10 protein-coding genes and 1 tRNA gene are annotated in these 15,955 nt (G+C 54.0%); 2 read left to right on the forward strand and 9 right to left on the reverse strand.

The annotated features are described in order from the left end of the window. Window positions 1-49: 49 nt before the first annotated feature. Window positions 50-2,500 (reverse strand): glycosyl hydrolase family 95 catalytic domain-containing protein, encoded by a 2,451-nt coding sequence (locus tag WBG83_RS00950; RefSeq protein WP_336741835.1) that lies wholly within the window; start codon window positions 2,498-2,500, stop codon window positions 50-52. Window positions 2,501-3,130: 630 nt separating this feature from the next. Here WBG83_RS00950 and WBG83_RS00955 point away from each other — a divergent pair. Further along, on the forward strand, window positions 3,131-3,268 hold the full coding sequence (locus WBG83_RS00955) for a hypothetical protein (protein ID WP_336741837.1): 138 nt from the start codon (window positions 3,131-3,133) through the stop codon (window positions 3,266-3,268). A gap of 353 nt (window positions 3,269-3,621) precedes the next feature. Here the strand turns inward: WBG83_RS00955 and WBG83_RS00960 are convergent, their stop codons facing one another. The 8 genes from WBG83_RS00960 to WBG83_RS00995 form a co-directional block, all read right to left on the reverse strand. Beyond that, window positions 3,622-5,064 (reverse strand): phosphodiester glycosidase family protein, encoded by a 1,443-nt coding sequence (locus tag WBG83_RS00960; RefSeq protein WP_336741839.1) that lies wholly within the window; start codon window positions 5,062-5,064, stop codon window positions 3,622-3,624. 20 nt (window positions 5,065-5,084) lie between these two features. Beyond that, on the reverse strand, window positions 5,085-6,344 hold the full coding sequence (locus WBG83_RS00965) for an S-layer homology domain-containing protein (protein ID WP_336741841.1): 1,260 nt from the start codon (window positions 6,342-6,344) through the stop codon (window positions 5,085-5,087). Between the two features lie 327 nt (window positions 6,345-6,671). Next, complete coding sequence (locus WBG83_RS00970; RefSeq protein ID WP_336741843.1) at window positions 6,672-8,351, reverse strand: WG repeat-containing protein; 1,680 nt, start codon at window positions 8,349-8,351, stop codon at window positions 6,672-6,674. 283 nt (window positions 8,352-8,634) lie between these two features. Next, window positions 8,635-8,707: transfer RNA gene (locus WBG83_RS00975), tRNA-Thr, on the reverse strand. Window positions 8,708-8,964: 257 nt separating this feature from the next. Continuing rightward, on the reverse strand, window positions 8,965-10,368 hold the full coding sequence (locus WBG83_RS00980) for an NAD-dependent malic enzyme (RefSeq protein WP_336741844.1): 1,404 nt from the start codon (window positions 10,366-10,368) through the stop codon (window positions 8,965-8,967). Window positions 10,369-10,572: 204 nt separating this feature from the next. Continuing rightward, window positions 10,573-11,400, reverse strand: a complete 828-nt coding sequence (locus tag WBG83_RS00985; protein WP_336741846.1) for a tetratricopeptide repeat protein — start codon at window positions 11,398-11,400, stop codon at window positions 10,573-10,575. Window positions 11,401-11,478: 78 nt separating this feature from the next. Continuing rightward, complete coding sequence (locus WBG83_RS00990) at window positions 11,479-13,824, reverse strand: type IA DNA topoisomerase (RefSeq protein ID WP_336741848.1); 2,346 nt, start codon at window positions 13,822-13,824, stop codon at window positions 11,479-11,481. 162 nt (window positions 13,825-13,986) lie between these two features. After that, the gene (locus WBG83_RS00995; RefSeq protein WP_336741850.1) at window positions 13,987-14,622 is read right to left on the reverse strand and encodes a C40 family peptidase; all 636 of its coding nucleotides are present in this window, start codon (window positions 14,620-14,622) and stop codon (window positions 13,987-13,989) included. A gap of 138 nt (window positions 14,623-14,760) precedes the next feature. Between WBG83_RS00995 and WBG83_RS01000 the strand changes: the two genes are divergently transcribed. Then, window positions 14,761-15,867, forward strand: coding sequence for a YheC/YheD family endospore coat-associated protein (locus WBG83_RS01000; RefSeq protein WP_336741852.1), 1,107 nt, complete (start codon window positions 14,761-14,763; stop codon window positions 15,865-15,867). The last annotated feature ends 88 nt before the right edge of the window (window positions 15,868-15,955 follow it).

The raw sequence follows: 15,955 nt of genomic DNA on the forward strand, positions 1-15,955 counted from the left end.
TGAAGCTAATTCTGCCGTACTCTCTCAAATTCACAAATCCTTTGGCTTGTCATTGGCCTGATGTTTCACTGCTGGCGTACAGCTTCAGCCGTTCCCCCGCACCGAGCCGGATTCGCCGCTCATTCGTTCTGTCCGCTGCGGCCGCTATGGCCGATTCCTCTGTAGTGAGCCATTGAAGGGCAGGAGGCACCGTGAGCAGCAGGTCCGTCGGCCGATCGGCTTTCAGCTCCGCCTCCAGCCAGCCAAGCTCCAGGTCCCATGAGAATGCAATGCTGCCTGAACAAAACCGAAGCCCCTCCGCCACCCCTTTTTTCCAGGCCTTGGGCACAGCGGGCAATACCTTGACATGGTCCGGTGTCACATAAAGCAGCAGCTCCTGCACGGCTGACACCCATCCCAGATTGGCATCCATCTGAACGGGCGCCCTGCCGTAGGACAGCGAGATTCCCATGCCCCGCCAATCATTATGAAGCGTGTAATAGTTGGGAAGCAGACAGGATCGGGCTAGCAGCGCTAGACACTCCAAAGCCTGATCCCCGTCTCCCAGCCGGGCATAAATGTTCGCCAGATGCGCGAAGGACCACGCTGTCTGATCGCCAATGCCAGTGACCAGCCGCTGTGTCACAGCCCCCGCAAATGCCCGAAACAGCCCGGGGTCGCTGGCCTTCGTAACCTCATGAGCCGGAAAAACAGGATAAATATGCGAAATATGGCGATGCCGGTAACGATCCGTAAAGTCCGGATGCAGCCATTCCTTTACCGCCCCGTCCGCATTGATTTCGTAGACCGGAATGCGAGTGAGCATCTCCCGCCATTTGGCAATGTCCGCGACGTCTTCTCCGGCCGCCAGACTGCCTTCTATGAGCTGCGTCAGCAATTCCTTCAGAATGGCAAAATCGAGCAGCGCATTCACCGCAGTCGGCATCGCATGAGCCATTTGGCCGAACCGGCCTTCTTCAGCAATGAAGTTTTGCGGTGTATTTTCCGGGGACACGGAAGGATACGATATGTATTTGCCATCCGGCCCGAGGACGAGGAAATCCTCATAAAACACCGTCGCTTCTCGCATAAAGGGCAGCGCCCGCTTTCTCAGAAAATCCATATCCCCAGTAAACTGATAGTATTCATAAAAGTGCCTCGCCAGCCACCCTGCCGCTCCGGTCCAATGCAAAATCACGGGAACGATCTGGAACGGCGCGGCATTCCCCGGCGTTGTGCCGGCCGGTATGAAGATTCCCCGGCAGTTGTACAGCTTGCGGGCATTATCGCGGAACTGTTCCATCCGTTCCTCATAATATTGGAGCAGCGCGGGCACTAGAGACGTCAGGCCGCCAACGGCAGCATGCCAGTACATCATCTGGACGTTTTCATTGGCCATGTAGTGGCTCCATACCGCTTTGTAATCGCCGCACCACAGCCCGTACAGACCAAACGGAAGCCCTTCCTCATGGGTACCGGAAATAAACAAGTATCTGCCGTACGCCCACAGCGTCTCCGCCATTCCGGAAGGCAGCTCCCCTTCATACGCCTCCAGAAGCATCTCCTCGTTCGAAGCAGGCATTCCTTCTTCCCCATGCAGGCGAATGTCTGCACCTAGGAACAGCGGGCTATGAAGCGCGCGATGCCGGGCCAGCAGCTCGTCATAGGACCAGGCCATCCGGGCCAGCTCCGCCTCCAGCCGCTCCCATTCCCGAATCCGCTCCCCGTGTGTAAATACCCGCAGCACGATGAGAACGGATTCAGCGCCGCAGACGGAGATGATTCCCTGTCTGTGCTCCATCTCCCCGCCCTGCGGAATGGCCCGCAGCACAGCGCCAAAATCGCAGTCGTCATCATTTTGGGCGGCGTAGCGGATATAGCCGGCTGCAGCCTGAGCTTCGGCCGTCGCGTCCATCGCCGGAGGGAAGCCCGGACCGGAAGCACCCTTCTCATGCGGCGTAAGCTGGAGCTGGACGTCAATGGCCCTCCCCTCCGCACGCAGCTCGCATACGAGACAATCGTCCTGCCGGGAGACAAACAGCGCCCGCGCAAACTGCGCGTCTCCCTCCCGCCATTCCACCGTCACCTCGCCGCTTTCCATATTCAAAGCTCTCCGGTAATGCTTGAATCCCGCTGACGCAGTCCGAATCAGCTTCAAATCCGCCAAAGGCAGCGGTGTCTCGCGCAAGGATTCATAGCCGTGCGCTTCCAGCCTTCCCGCCAAATACCCGTTCGCTTCCCGGTAGTTCTTCTCCTCCAGGAGCTGCCGGATTCCGGCCAGGCTATCGCTAACATCAGGCAGCTCCCCTTTCTTTCCTCCAGTCCATAGCCGTGCATGATGCAGAAGAACGGTTTCCTGGCCAACGGCCCCATACACGGCTGCGCCGAGCAGACCGTTGCCGGTGGGCAGGGCTTCACGCCAGGGGCTGCCCCACCATGAAGCAGGTTTTTTGAGTACTAGCTTATGCCGTTGTGGGACTTGCGCTGCATTTGCTCCAAACAAATTGTGGTCCACTGTCATCAGATGTACTCCTGTCTACTCTATCATTTCTTCTCATGCCGCTGCACACGGCTGTAACACGCCTGAGCACCCATTGTCACGGCGCCACCGCCGCTTTGCTTCCATTTTTCCGTAAATTCGCTGAATTTGCGCCCACCTGCTTGATAACGCTTTCTAAAATTGAACCACTACCCGCAGCCCCTTTTCTGTACCGAAAAAACCCGTGCAGCATGTGTGTGAAACCATCCGGTAATCCGGCTAGGAAGATCCGTGGTACAGTTGCTCATCAATTGGCGGCATAATATCCATTCTAGCTCCCATACGCGGGTGAAACAATCATACGATCGGCTATTGGATGCGCAAATACGCCAATACCGCCTCTTCTGCAATAATGGTTGGTGGAAAATAGAAACGGTTGATTCTTTGTTTATCCATGTTACTGCCTGGCAATGGCTTTCGGGTCACGAAGCAATAGCTGCCGCTAATCAATGCCCGTTTCAAGAAGCGGCTATCGGGACGGAGATGATCAGACGATAGTCATCCGGCAGAGAAGTTTACGTAAGCAAAGCCTCGGGGAGCGTCCGCAGAGGAGCTTCGGCACACATAAGGCAGCAGGCCGCTGGACATCTTATGTTCAGGAGGTGATTGGAAATGACAGGACGAAACAGCAAACCGGAAAACCGCGGACCAGCCGCGAAGCCTTCCCGGATCGAGCAGTTCGGAGAAAGCCTGGCAGGCGCCTCCAACGGAAAGCCGCTGCCGGACGAGGAAGCCGGACGGGAGAAGTAGAGCGGGCAGCCCACCCGCCTTCGTTATCGGCTATCCTGCGGCACAGCTGCCGCCATGAAGATTAACGCTGCGCGTCCATTGCGCACATCAAATGAAAAGCACCCTCAGAAGGCTGCCGTTTCATCAGAAACGCGCCCGTCGTCAAGGGTGCCTTTTACTTGTTGTATTTTCCTTTTTCCTTTTGCATTTTATTATTTTGCCATTGTGCTATCATTACAATCTGTCCGCTAAAGCAGCCGTGACCGATGCGCCATATCCACTTCGCTTGCGGGTTCTTTCACACGTTCTTCCAGGCACCCGATTTCGTTACAACTTTCGTTACAGCTTCGTTACAACGCAAGCTTGCGCTATGCTTAACGGCTGACAAGTGAAGCGCGGTATAAATCCGGGTTCCAGTCAACGTCCGCCTGCAGGGTTTCTGCTACAAAACGGAGCGGAATGAACAGATGCTGATTTTCAATAACCGGTGCGCCCCCCAGGGTGACCGTTTTTCCGTTCACCACCGCCTCGCGCACATCCGGCCGGAGGGTGATTTTCGTTGAGCCTTTGGAAATATCGAGCCTCCGGTCCGCATCATCCCACACCAGCTCTGCGCCAAGCCGCTCCAAAATGCCGCGCAGCGGAACCATGGTGATGCTGCTGCCGCCGTCAATAAAGCCGCGCAGCTCCGTAACCAGCTGCCCATTGACTTCAACTTGAACCTGAGGGCGGTCATCGCGCGTAATGACTAGCGCATTGCTGAGCAATCTTCCCGGTGATTGCACAAACCGGCCATCAGCGTAAAAGCCGGAGCTGGCCCCGCCATCCATATTCATCGCTTCCACAAGACCGATTTGGGCTAGCACATGCGCCATCTGCTCCATTGTAGCGGAAGTAATAACACCCATGACAAGCCGTCCCGACCCGTCGATTCCTGTGAAGCTGCGCACATTGGAGGAGCTGGTAATCCGCGGATCGTCAAAGCCGTCACGTGCGAAATCAATGTCAACCGCACCGCCGCTCAGAAGCTTCGGGCCGACGCCAATGGCTGATACCCAGCTCTCCGCCGGAGTCACCATGCCGCTGTCCGAATTCGTGAACAGCGCCTCCACCTTCACCTTCATGCCCACCTTCAGCTTCGGCAATAGCCACTTATCGTTCCCGTCGGTGTGCCCCACGAAGATGACGTAGCCATTTTCCGGCACAGAAGCCGCATCTTCCGTTATGGCGCTAATGGCTCCGCCGCTGATGGTAATTTTGGCGCCTCCGGCGAACGCAATCGGGCCCGGATATTGATCGGTATAGGCCACAACCTGGCCTTCAGAATTCCCATAATATGTATTGACGCCCCAAGGGGAAATCAGGGTCTGCCCATCCTCCGACAGCACGGACAGCTTGGCCTGCAGCCTGTTGATGACCGCTACTTTATTGGTGGATACGGCTAGGGTCTGATTCTCCCCCGACCGGACGATCCGCCCGCTGTCCAGCATCAGCCCGTTCGGATGCCGCAAGCTCTCATCCTCCTCATAAGCATCAAAGAACGTTCCATTTATCGCCGCAACGGCTCCGGCGCGCTCCACCATGGAGGCCATGCTTTCCACATGCCCGACTCCCTGCTCGGCCACGACCGGCCTTACGCGGATGTGCGGATCTGTTACATCCACTGCGGTCCATTGAACAGTAAACGCTTTGCCGTTGTATGACACAACTTCCTTCTGCAAATCGGCTGCGGCGACGGGAGCCCCCTGCAGCAGCACTCCGGTTACGAGCGCCAGCGACAATCCCCATGCGGCTAGCCTGGTTTTTCTGTTCCCCACACCATTCGACCACCTTCGCGTTATTTCGTGTTGTTTTCCAATATGGAGAATATCACGGTTTGCCTGGTGCGGTCAAACTGGATTTCAACTGCGTAATCCCCAATTACAATCGTTTCATCTTCGGCCGGCGCCCCTTGCTCCAGCTTGGCGTACGCCTGATTGAACGCTTCCTCGAAGCGCAGCGTCTCATAACCGAAAATATATTGTGCAAACGTACGAATCGTCTCCATGTTCCGGGCCAGCACGCCTTCGGCCAAATGAACGGTTATCCCGTACGTAGCATACTCCGGCTCCAGCCACAGCGCCGCTTCCTCCAAATCGTTGACAGCCGCCGGTGTACGGTTCAGCGCCTTCGCCTTCGTTTCCGCATCCTTATACAGGCGCATCGTCGTCTCCAGCATGTCGTAATTCGTACCCCTGCGCTTCGCGGCCTCCAGCAAAATATCGTAGGCATTCATCATTTTCTCGGAAGGGAACAGCAGCTGCTTGTAGCTGCCGTCTCGGGTCGGCACACTCATCCGCCAGCCTTGGCCGCTTCCGCTGCTCAACTGAATCCGCTTTGTTTTGTCGGCAATTCGTTCCAGCAGGGTAAGCGACTCTGCTCTTGTAATATCCCGCCCGATGCCGAAATCACCGTTCGGGTAGCCTTCCATAATACCCTTGGCGAAGCTTTCAGCGATAAATTTCTGCTCGCGCGACTTAGCGCTTTGGAAATCGGCAAGCTGTCCGGTCAAGGAGAGACTGTACGATTCCGATTCCAGATGCTCGGTTTCCTTCATCGTATAGTAAATGAATTCCGCAGCCTGCTCCCGCTTCAAATTTTTCTTGAAGTCCGCAAACTGGGTTTTGCTGACGAGATTCAGGTCCGCCGCCAAATCAATAAATGGCTTCGCCCAGTAGCCCGTCATGCTTGGCTTGAAATTAAAATCACGATAGTCCTGCTTCAGCACCTCCTGGTTCGTGGCACTGAGCGATTGCGTAAACCCGCTCGTCCAGGCCCGCTCCCCGTTCTTGTAGCTTTCGGTGAACGACAGCAGCAGCATTTTGATAAACTGGTCTGCCGTTACCGGATCATTGGGCCGGAAGGTGCCGTCCGGAAACCCGTCCAGAATGCCTTTCTCCACCAGCTTATTAATCGGAGCTTGCGCCCAGTGGCCCTCAATATCGCTGAAATGGACCGATTGTTCCGCATGCGCCGTCAGCGAAGCGCCCGCAGGAGCCGCCCACCATACCGCAGCGGTGAACCATAAAGAAGCGATTGCCCTTGTCCCTCTGTTCATCTGATTAAGCTATCCTCACTTTGCTACTCTGGAATTTTGACACAATTCAACATTTTGTGCGCCAATCTATAGCATACCGGGCCGGGTTCGGCTGCGGAAGAACCGTTATTCCTAGCTGAATCAGGGGAAAATAAGGTCTCCCGGACTAGGACAAAGGATCGGATGATTCCGGTTAATGACTGGGCCGTTAGTGGTATTCACAACGAATCCGAGCTCACGCTAGTGGCTTCAAGGTTAAAAAAAAGAGCAAAGACGATGGTTAGTCTCTGCTCCTATAATCCTGTTTGCTTGATTCTTGCAAAAGTAAAATCAACTCGAGCTCTTCCCTTATGAATCCGCGGTATAGCCTGCTGTTGTGTCTATGATAACCGCGTTCTTTTCACCGTCCCAAGAAACATTGAAATCAAATGCCTGCCCCAAGTCACGCAGCTTGAAATAGTTGTTACCATTTATGGTGTACGCTATCCGTGTAACTGCAACGCCGTCTTTATAAACCATCGCCGTGGATTGTGCCGCAACTTGCGCTGTGCCATCCCCCTTTACCCATTCACCGCCGGTAGGGGTATAGGGCTTTCCAGAAACAAGGTTAATTGCATTTTTATTGCCGTCCCATGTTACCTCAAATTGCTTTACTGAGCCGCTAACCGCCCGTGCAGCGTCACGCAGTTTAACATAATTGTGGCCGTTAATGGTGTACGCGTCAAAAACGGTTTCTTCACCATTAACCAGCACGTTAGAAGTCGTCGGCGTTGCAGTTGGCGCAGGATCTTCATAAACATAGAGAGTTGCACCAGGTACCGATATAAAGCCGTACATGTGATAGCCATTTCTAACATACGCCATTCCTTCATGGACGTCTCCAATGTCATCATATACGGGAGGAACAACTTCACGACCAGTCTTATCAATCAACGCACTGCTACCGTTAACTTCGATTACCGCCATTCCTTCCGAGAACTTCGATGGCTGATTGTCCTTGGATGGCACACCATACTGTGGCGGAATGACCTCTCGACCAGTCTTGTCAATATAACCCCATTGCCCGCCTTCATATACGGGGGAGTTTGCGGCTGTCCACTCACCGCCAACGCCTACTGCCGCCAGTCCTTCAGAAAATGGCTGCATAACATCATATTTGCCCAGCGGAATAATTTCGTTTCCGGTTTTGTCTATGGTTCCCCATTTGCTGCCGTTGGTTTTACCGCCAATACTAACCACCGCCGTTCCCTCAGAAAATGATTCTACATAATCATACTTGGAGGGCACGACCTCCTTGCCGGTCTTGTCTATGAAGCCCCAGTTAAAATCAGGATATCTGACCGTTGACATCCCCTCGGAAAATTCTGTGGTAAATTCATACTTAAACGGAGTAATCGCCTTTCCCGTCTTGTCAATATAACCCAAACCGTTCTTGAGCGTCCTTGCCAGGCCTTCTTTGAAATACCCAACGTCGCTATACATCCCGAACGGAACGACCACTTCGCCGGTCTTGTCTATGCAACCATTCTCCCAAGGTTCCTTGATCGTTAAGTAGAAGCAAGCTATACCATCGGAAAAGTAATTACTTGCCATGCCATACTTGCCAAACGGCACGACTACATTTCCAGTCTTGTCGATAACGCCGTATGTAGGATACGATTGAACGATCGCCACCCCTTCGGAAAATGATTCTGCCCCGTCATACTGGAGCGGAATGACCTCCTTGCCGGTCTTGTCGACGAATCCGTATTTTCGGTCAATGATAGATTTGCCAACTGCAACCCACGCCAATCCCTCACGGAAATTGCCTGCATAATCATATTTGAGCGGAATAACCTCTTTTCCCATCTTGTCGATGAATCCGTATTTATCGCCAGCTGCAACCCGGGCCAGTCCCTCATGGAAATCGTCTGCATAATCATATTGAGGTGGCACAACTTCAATATAGTCCACCGCCAATGCAGCCTGCGGAAAAAGCGAAATAACAAGAAACAGGGACAATGCGAGTGATAGAAAACGTTTTTTCATTGTTTTATGCTCCTTTTTTTGTAAAGCTCTAAACCCATAAACACTGAATCACTTTTTTTGTTAATGTTAGCATAACTCGACAACCTAAAACACCTCTTCGGCAAAAAAGAGATGATAATATAAAGCTACTTATTGCCGAGCAATCGATGGAAATGACAAAGGCTATCAGATTTGATTCTGATAGCCCTTTGCGTGAGTTTGCTTGTGCAGCTCGGTTTTTTTGCAAACAAAAACCGAACGCTTCACCGATAAAAAAGTGAATGCTCGGGTGATGCTTTTTTGATGCCGTTGAGAGGACTTGAACCCCCAACCTACTGATTACGATTCAGTTGCTCTACCGATTGAGCTACAACGGCGAAGACAATCGTCATTATAGCATCGTTTTCAGCATTTGAAAAGGGATTTTAAATAAAATTTCCCGGACAAACCGGCCGCCGCAAGCTGCCCAATTGACGGGCTGGAAGCATACAGCGCGGATTCGCACTGCGCATTATGCGGCACCACGTGCCGAGGGTTATTCCTTCCTCAATGCGCGCAGCTCCCAGCGCGCGGTGTTTCGCTGCATAACGGCGGTCGGTGGACCATAGCATGGAAGCTGCAGCCGAATGCAAAGCTATCTGAAATCCGGCGGAATCCGGCGGGCCGTTCCGGTCAAAATCGCCGCTTCAATAACGGCAAACCGGACCTTGGCCACAACCTGCTCATTGAAAATACTCGGAATGATATACTGCTCATTCAGCTCTCGCTCGGATACGACAGCTGCAATCGCTCTGGCGGCCGCCAGCTTCATCGGCTCATGAATCAGGCGGGCCCGGCAATCCAGCGCCCCGCGGAACAGACCTGGAAACACCAGAACATTGTTAATCTGGTTCGGATAGTCGCTGCGGCCGGTCGCATACACGCGTACGTGCGGAAGCGCCTGCTCCGGCGAAATTTCGGGCTCCGGATTTGCCATGGCAAACACAATGCTGTTTGGGGCCATAGCCGCAACATCCTCCCCCTGCAGCAGTCCGCCGCGGGACACGCCGATGAATACATCAGCGCCGGCAATGACTTCCTTTAAAGTGCCTGCCCGCCCTTCCACCTGAGCTTGCTCCGCGAGCCAATTCCACATCGTATTCGAATACGCCTGCCCTTTTACAATCGCACCGTCGCGGTCGACCGGGACCAGCCGCTGGACTCCGGCGGCAAGCAGCATTTTGCATATTGAAACTCCCGCTGCCCCGATTCCGTTCACCACCACCCGAATCTGCTCCATCCGTTTGCCGACAACCTTGAGCGCATTCAGCAGGCCCGCGATCACAACAATCGCCGTGCCGTGCTGATCGTCATGGAACACCGGGATATCAAGCTCCTGTGCCAGACGCGTCTCGATCTCGAAGCATCGCGGAGCGCTGATATCCTCCAAATTGATGCCCCCGAAAATCGGGCTGATCGCCTTAATGGTCCGGATCAATTCTTCCGTATCCTTCGTATCCAGACATATTGGAAACGCATCGACCCCCGCCAGCTGCTTGAACAGCATCGCCTTTCCTTCCATTACAGGACTGGCCGCGTGAGGCCCGATATCACCGAGGCCCAGTACGGCAGTTCCATCGGTAACAACGGCTACTGTGTTTCTTTTGATGGTCAGAGAATAGGCCTTTTGCGGATTTTCATGGATGGCCATACACACCCGGGCCACACCGGGCGTGTAAACTCTCGACAAGTCATCCCGGTTCTTGATGGGCATGCTGGGCTGAACGGAGATTTTGCCGCCCAAATGGGCTAAGAAGGTCCGGTCAGAAACGTTGATTAATTGGATGCCCTCCAGATTCTTGAGCGTCTCAACCACCTGCTGCTCAGCGCTATCTGCCACATGAACGGTAATATCGCGTACCGAGGCTTGCTGTCCGGGGCGAATGACATCTATGGAGGTAATATCGCCTCCGGCCCGGCTGATTGCCGCGGCAACATCCCCGAAGTTGAGCAGGACGTGATTGATTTCCAGACGTACAATAATACTGTTATACGACACGGCAACCATCCTCTTCTATGTAAGCTTAGGTCCGTCGGCGGTGCATTTTACCCTTCGTTATAATGTCCGACGAGTGAAGCAACGCCTTACCGCGCCGGAGCTGCCGCTCTGCTGCGATAAGCAGCTCACCCTACTATAATATAAGCGAAGCGGCTTGATTATAAACGGGCGGCCACAGGAAATGATGGGAATCCAGGCCAGGAATCACGCTTCAGCCGGAGAAGGCAGGCTTGCAAGCCGTTGTTCGACTTGTTCCCGGGTTACTGTTTGCAGCGCGGTAAACCGGCATTCCAATGCCTGCTGCAGCTTGGCCCTGGCCGCTTCTGTTTTTTCCTGATGAAGCAGAACAAGCGCATGGTAGTAATAAGCCTCCGGGAATACCGGCTTCCGTTCCTCCAGCTTGTCATAGAGCTCTGCCGCCTTCTCAAACTCCCCGCGGGCAATATAGGTTTGGCCCAGATTGTCCAAAATAACCGGATCGCTGTCATTAAATTGAACCGCCTCCAGATTCACATCCAGCGCATGATCCAAATCCCCTTCCAGCAGTAGCAGGTATCCAAGCGATCCGTAGACAGTGGTATGACGATAGTCCCGCCGGAGCTGCTCAAGCAGCTTCACCGCTTCGGACACACGGCCCAGCTTCCATAACAGCAGGGCGTAGTTCGTTTCCACCATAAGCCGTTCCATCCGGTTTTTGTTGCGGCTCTGCATCGCTTGGGTCAGAACGCCTTCCGCCTGCTCCGTCCGTCCGGAGCGAAGCAGCAAATATCCGTAAGATGAGGCCTGATGCACCGCCATATGACCGGTACGGTGCGCTTTTTCGAACAAGAGGAGCGCTTCCTCCTGTTTGCCCGCATTGTAGGCATTACTTGCGCGCATGGCATAAACTCCAGCCCGGCCAAAATACCCCAAAATTCCGAAAAAAACAAGCACCGCCGCCGTTCCGGCCATCCAGCCGCCCAGCTTGAAGGCGGCGATAATGACAATAACTGGTAGGGCCAGCTTGTATAGCAATGGCCAAATAAATTGCACAAGAATCCGCTCCTTTAACTCAGTAGATAATAATTAGCTCCCTTTAAATTTAATCACATAATTCATTAATGGGGTTATTCATTTCCCTTCCACTTGAAGCTCCAGCTCTCCGGTGGACGGATTAACAAGTAGGATTCGGGCCTTGCCAGCGCTTCCATCCGGCTGCGGCATAGTAAGGAGGCCTGTTTTGCCTTTTAAAATCAAGGTCTTGACCGTTGCTGCACTAAGAGGCTTTCCAAAGCTGTTTTTCCAAATTACGAAGCGGCACCCCTGCTTATAATGACTGCAGCCGTATCCTTTCGTCCCGAAAAAGATGATGCCTCCGCAGCCCGGACGGGGACAAGCAGCAATCTCCTGCCGTTCCGTGCTTGCAGAACCTGAAGCCTTCTGGAATCCCGTCTGCTTCAAGCCTCTATTCGAAGCTGCGGCTCCAGCAGCGGCGTTCTTCCTGACTGATGGGGCTTGCGACGCTCCTGCAGTCCCTGTAGTCCGGCCGCCAGTCCGCGCTTTGCCTGCCGCTGCTCTTCCTTTTGCCGGGCCTCGCTTCGCTCCGCCCTTCTCCTGATCGGGGACCGCCTGCTGCAGCTGCTGTCGCACCTTATCCACGATAGAAGCGGAGAAGCGCTTTACTTGCTCCACGAACTCCTGATCGGCAGCCTGGCCTTTGGCAATCTCAGACAGCCGTTTCTCCCATCTGCCGGTCATTTCCGGAGACGCAAGCACATCGATACCGGCGCCGCGGATCAGCTCGACGGCCACACGGCCTTTGGGCGTTACGAGCAGCTGCTTGCCTTTCATCTCGGCGTAGCCAACCTGCTTCAGGCGTTCAATCGTAGAGGCGCGTGTCGCCGGTGTTCCAAGTCCGGAATCCTTCATCGCCTCCCGCAAGTCATCCTCCTCCATTTGCCGGCCGGCGCTTTCCATTGCCTTAAGCAGGGTGCCTTCGGTATAAGGCTTCGGAGGCTTCGTTTCCTTGCGTTTGGCTGCCGCATCCCGGCAGCGGACCGGCGCGGAAGCGTCTACACGAAACTCGCCGGTCATATGCTCCACCGGCTCCTTCTCCTCGTCGTCTTCCTTTTTCGCCTTCCCCCGGGCCGGTTTTTCTTCTCCGTCATCGCTTGAACCGGTATCGTATACAACCTTCCAGCCCATGGACAGCAGCTGCTTCACCGTCGTTTTAAACGGTTCTTTTTCAATCTCGGTCAGGACGGTATGCATCTTGTATAGCGCCGGGGGATAATAATGCGAGAGGAGTCTGCGAACCACCATGTCATAAAGCTTTTGCTCGTCGGCGCTCAACCCTGACGCCTTTTTGGCCGTCGGCAAAATAGCATGGTGATCCTCGACCTTGGCGGGATTGCAAACACTTTTATTGTTCTTATGCACAAGCCGCCGGTCTGCACCGCTGACGAGCGCTCCGTAGGAGGTGCCTGCCAGCATGTCCAACGCCTTGTGCATTTGCGGTATATTTTGCTCCGTCACATAGTTGGAGTTGGTCCGCGGATAGCTCAGCACTTTATGCTTCTCATAAAGCGCCTGAGCCACGTCCAGCGTTTTTTTGGCGGAGAAGCCGAGCTTGGCATTCGCTTCCCGTTGCAGCAGGGTCAAATCATACAGCTTGTACGGATATTCCCGGGTATCCTTCACTTCGTAGCTCGTAATGATCCCCTGCTTGCCTTTAACCTTGGCCGCCAGCTCTGCGGCTTTGGCTTCCTCCGTCAGGCGCGGACCCTGCCACAACCCGCGGTACTTCGTGCTGTCCTGTGTGAACTGAGCCTCAACCTCATAGAACGTCTGGGAATCGAAGGCTTCAATTTCCTTCTGCCTGTCATATAGCAGCGCAAGCACCGGAGTTTGAACTCGTCCGACAGACAGCACCGCGCGATGCTTTGTCGAGAATGCCCGCGACCCGTTCATGCCGACCAGCCAATCCGCAATGCTTCGCGCACGCGCCGCCTGGGTCAAGCTCTCGTATGCGGCCGCATCCTTCATTTGGGCAAATCCGCTGCGTATCGTTTCCGCAGTCAAATCGGATATCCAGAGCCGCTTCACCGGCAGCTTCAGCCGCAGGTGCTGTTCAATATACGAAAAAATAAGCTGCCCTTCCCGCCCGGCATCGCAGGCATTGACCACCGCGCGGCAGCGTCGGGCAAGCTCGCCGATAACCTGCAGCTGATCCTTCGTTCTCGGATTCGCTTTCAAATGAAATTCCGGCGGAATAATCGGCAGATCCTCCAGCCGCCACGTTTTGTACTTGGCATCGTAATGCTCGGGCTCGGCCAACGTCAGCAGATGGCCAATCGCCCAGGTTACGATATAATGTTCCCCTTCCAGATAGGTCCTGTGGTTCACAGCCCTCGGCTCTATGACCTTGGCGATCGTACGGCCCATATCGGGTTTCTCAGCAATAATGAGCGTTTTCATAGCTATCCTTTCTTTACCGTCCTCAACTGGGCCTGCTCTCTCATTATATCGGCAATTCCCCTCAAAAAACAAACAAGCAAGGACGATTGCTCGCCTTGCCTGTTGTGCTGTACCGATGAATGCGTGCTGCTTTGAAAACGTTCGATTCGCGTTAATCCGAGGCTAGTTTAACACGCGGCGTGCAGTTACATAACGTTCATTCCAGGAGCCGGTGTTCATATCCGTATAACGTACTCCGCCCTCTCCGTACGTATGAAGCAGTGTCCCGTTGCCGACATAAATCGCGACGTGGGTAACTTTATTCGAGCTGGACCCTTTGGTTTTGAAAAAAACGAGGTCTCCTTTTCGCAAATCACTTTTCGCCACCCACTGGCCGATGCCTGCTTGTTCTGCGGAAGAACGCGGCAAATCGACTAGGCCGTTGTAAACGGTTTTAGTAAACGAGGAACAATCAAATTCATTCGTTTGTCCGTATTCCGCACCAAATTGATACGGTCGTCCCAGAAATTTGTTTCCTTTTGCAATGACTGTATCGGCCTTTTGGACCCAGGCAGCGCCGCTGTTATCGTCCTGGCCTCCAGCTGCTTCTTGATTATTATTAGTTGTTTCCTGCTGGCTGCCGCCGTAGCTGTAGCCATAGTCGCCCATATCGCCATTGTATAAGTTATCATTTTGATTTTGATTCCATTCATACCGGCCGTTGTCGTAGGAGCTTGCAAAGGTATGCAGTGGAGGTGCCACAGTATAGCTTGTCCCCAGCATCAAGGTCAGTGCAATTGCTTTTGTCCATTTTTTCAATGTTATCTCCTCCTCACGTCCACTATGCTAACACAGCCTACTTGGGCAGAGAACCAACTAAATACTGGAAATGGACGCGCAGACGCCTGGATGAATATAGTAGATAGACGTCATTCGCGAGGGAGGCGACATGAAAAAATGCGCGGTACACTAGGCATCATGACCGACCGAATTGACGGAACTCAGAAATTGATTATTTTGCAAAAAATGGCTTTGGAGGTTGGATTTACAGACGTTTTTGTCTTTACTCCAGCGCATGTTTTTCTTCGATCACGTACGATAAAAGGCTATAAATGGATAAAAACACGCTGGTTTCCCGTACAGGTTCCCTGGCCGGATATCATTCATGACGTCGGCTACTACACCAGCCCGGCGGTAATCCGAGCCGTTGTCCGGTTAAAAAGCCGGGGCGACCTCCCCTTCGCGGGTTACGGACTTGGCAACAAGTGGCATATTCATCATCTGCTGATGCAGTCCGGCGCACTCCAGCCGTTTCTTCTGCCGACAGCTCCGTTCAGCGTTCCCGAGGCAAAGCGGATGCTGGATTGCTATGGAGCGGTCATGATAAAGCCGGTGAACGGCAAAGGCGGGCAGGGCATTGTTCGGGTAAGCAGGCTTACGGCCTTAAACCGGGTGCAGCTTCAATACAGCAGCAGACGAACGCTTAGCTTCCCAAGCTCCGCCGTCAATCTCAAGCTCCGGCAGCTCCGCGCCCAGGGGCCGGCTATCGTACAGCAGTGGATTCCGATTTATGATCAGGAAGAGCGGGTATTCGATATTCGGGTCCTGGTACAAAAAAACGGCTCCGGCTGCTGGCAGCAAACCGCAAGCGGAATTCGCAGAGCCCAGAAGGCCCGGATCACCTCAAATGTCCAGACAGGCGCCGAGGTGCTGGAACTGCAGCCCTTTCTCGTTCACCGCTTTGGCCCGGACACAGCCGCCGCGCTGCATCAGCAGATTGTCATGCTGGCTGAAGTAATCCCCGCCCACCTGGAGCAGACTGGCGGAAAGCGGCTGGCGGAGCTGGGAATTGACCTGGCGGTGGACGTTACAGGCCGTTTATGGATATTGGAGGTGAACGTCAAGCCCGGTAAAAAGCTCGTCCGCAGCCTATACGGTCCCCAGCTATCCGCGCAAAGCATACGAAACCCGCTTCAATATGCGGCGTTTCTCTTAGCCAATCACTCGCGGGATGTTTCGGCACAACCCGGGAGTGGCAAGGGCGCCCGGCTTGTAAGGTTCTAGGCAGCAGCCCAAGCCGGCGAAGGGCTGTTGCATCCAATCTTGTTCCTGTTATAGAAATTCAGCTGCAAAATGGGCGCCGCAGCCGCGC

This window comes from Paenibacillus sp. y28 (assembly GCF_037137075.1).
GTDB lineage: Bacteria > Bacillota > Bacilli > Paenibacillales > NBRC-103111 > JBBBNV01.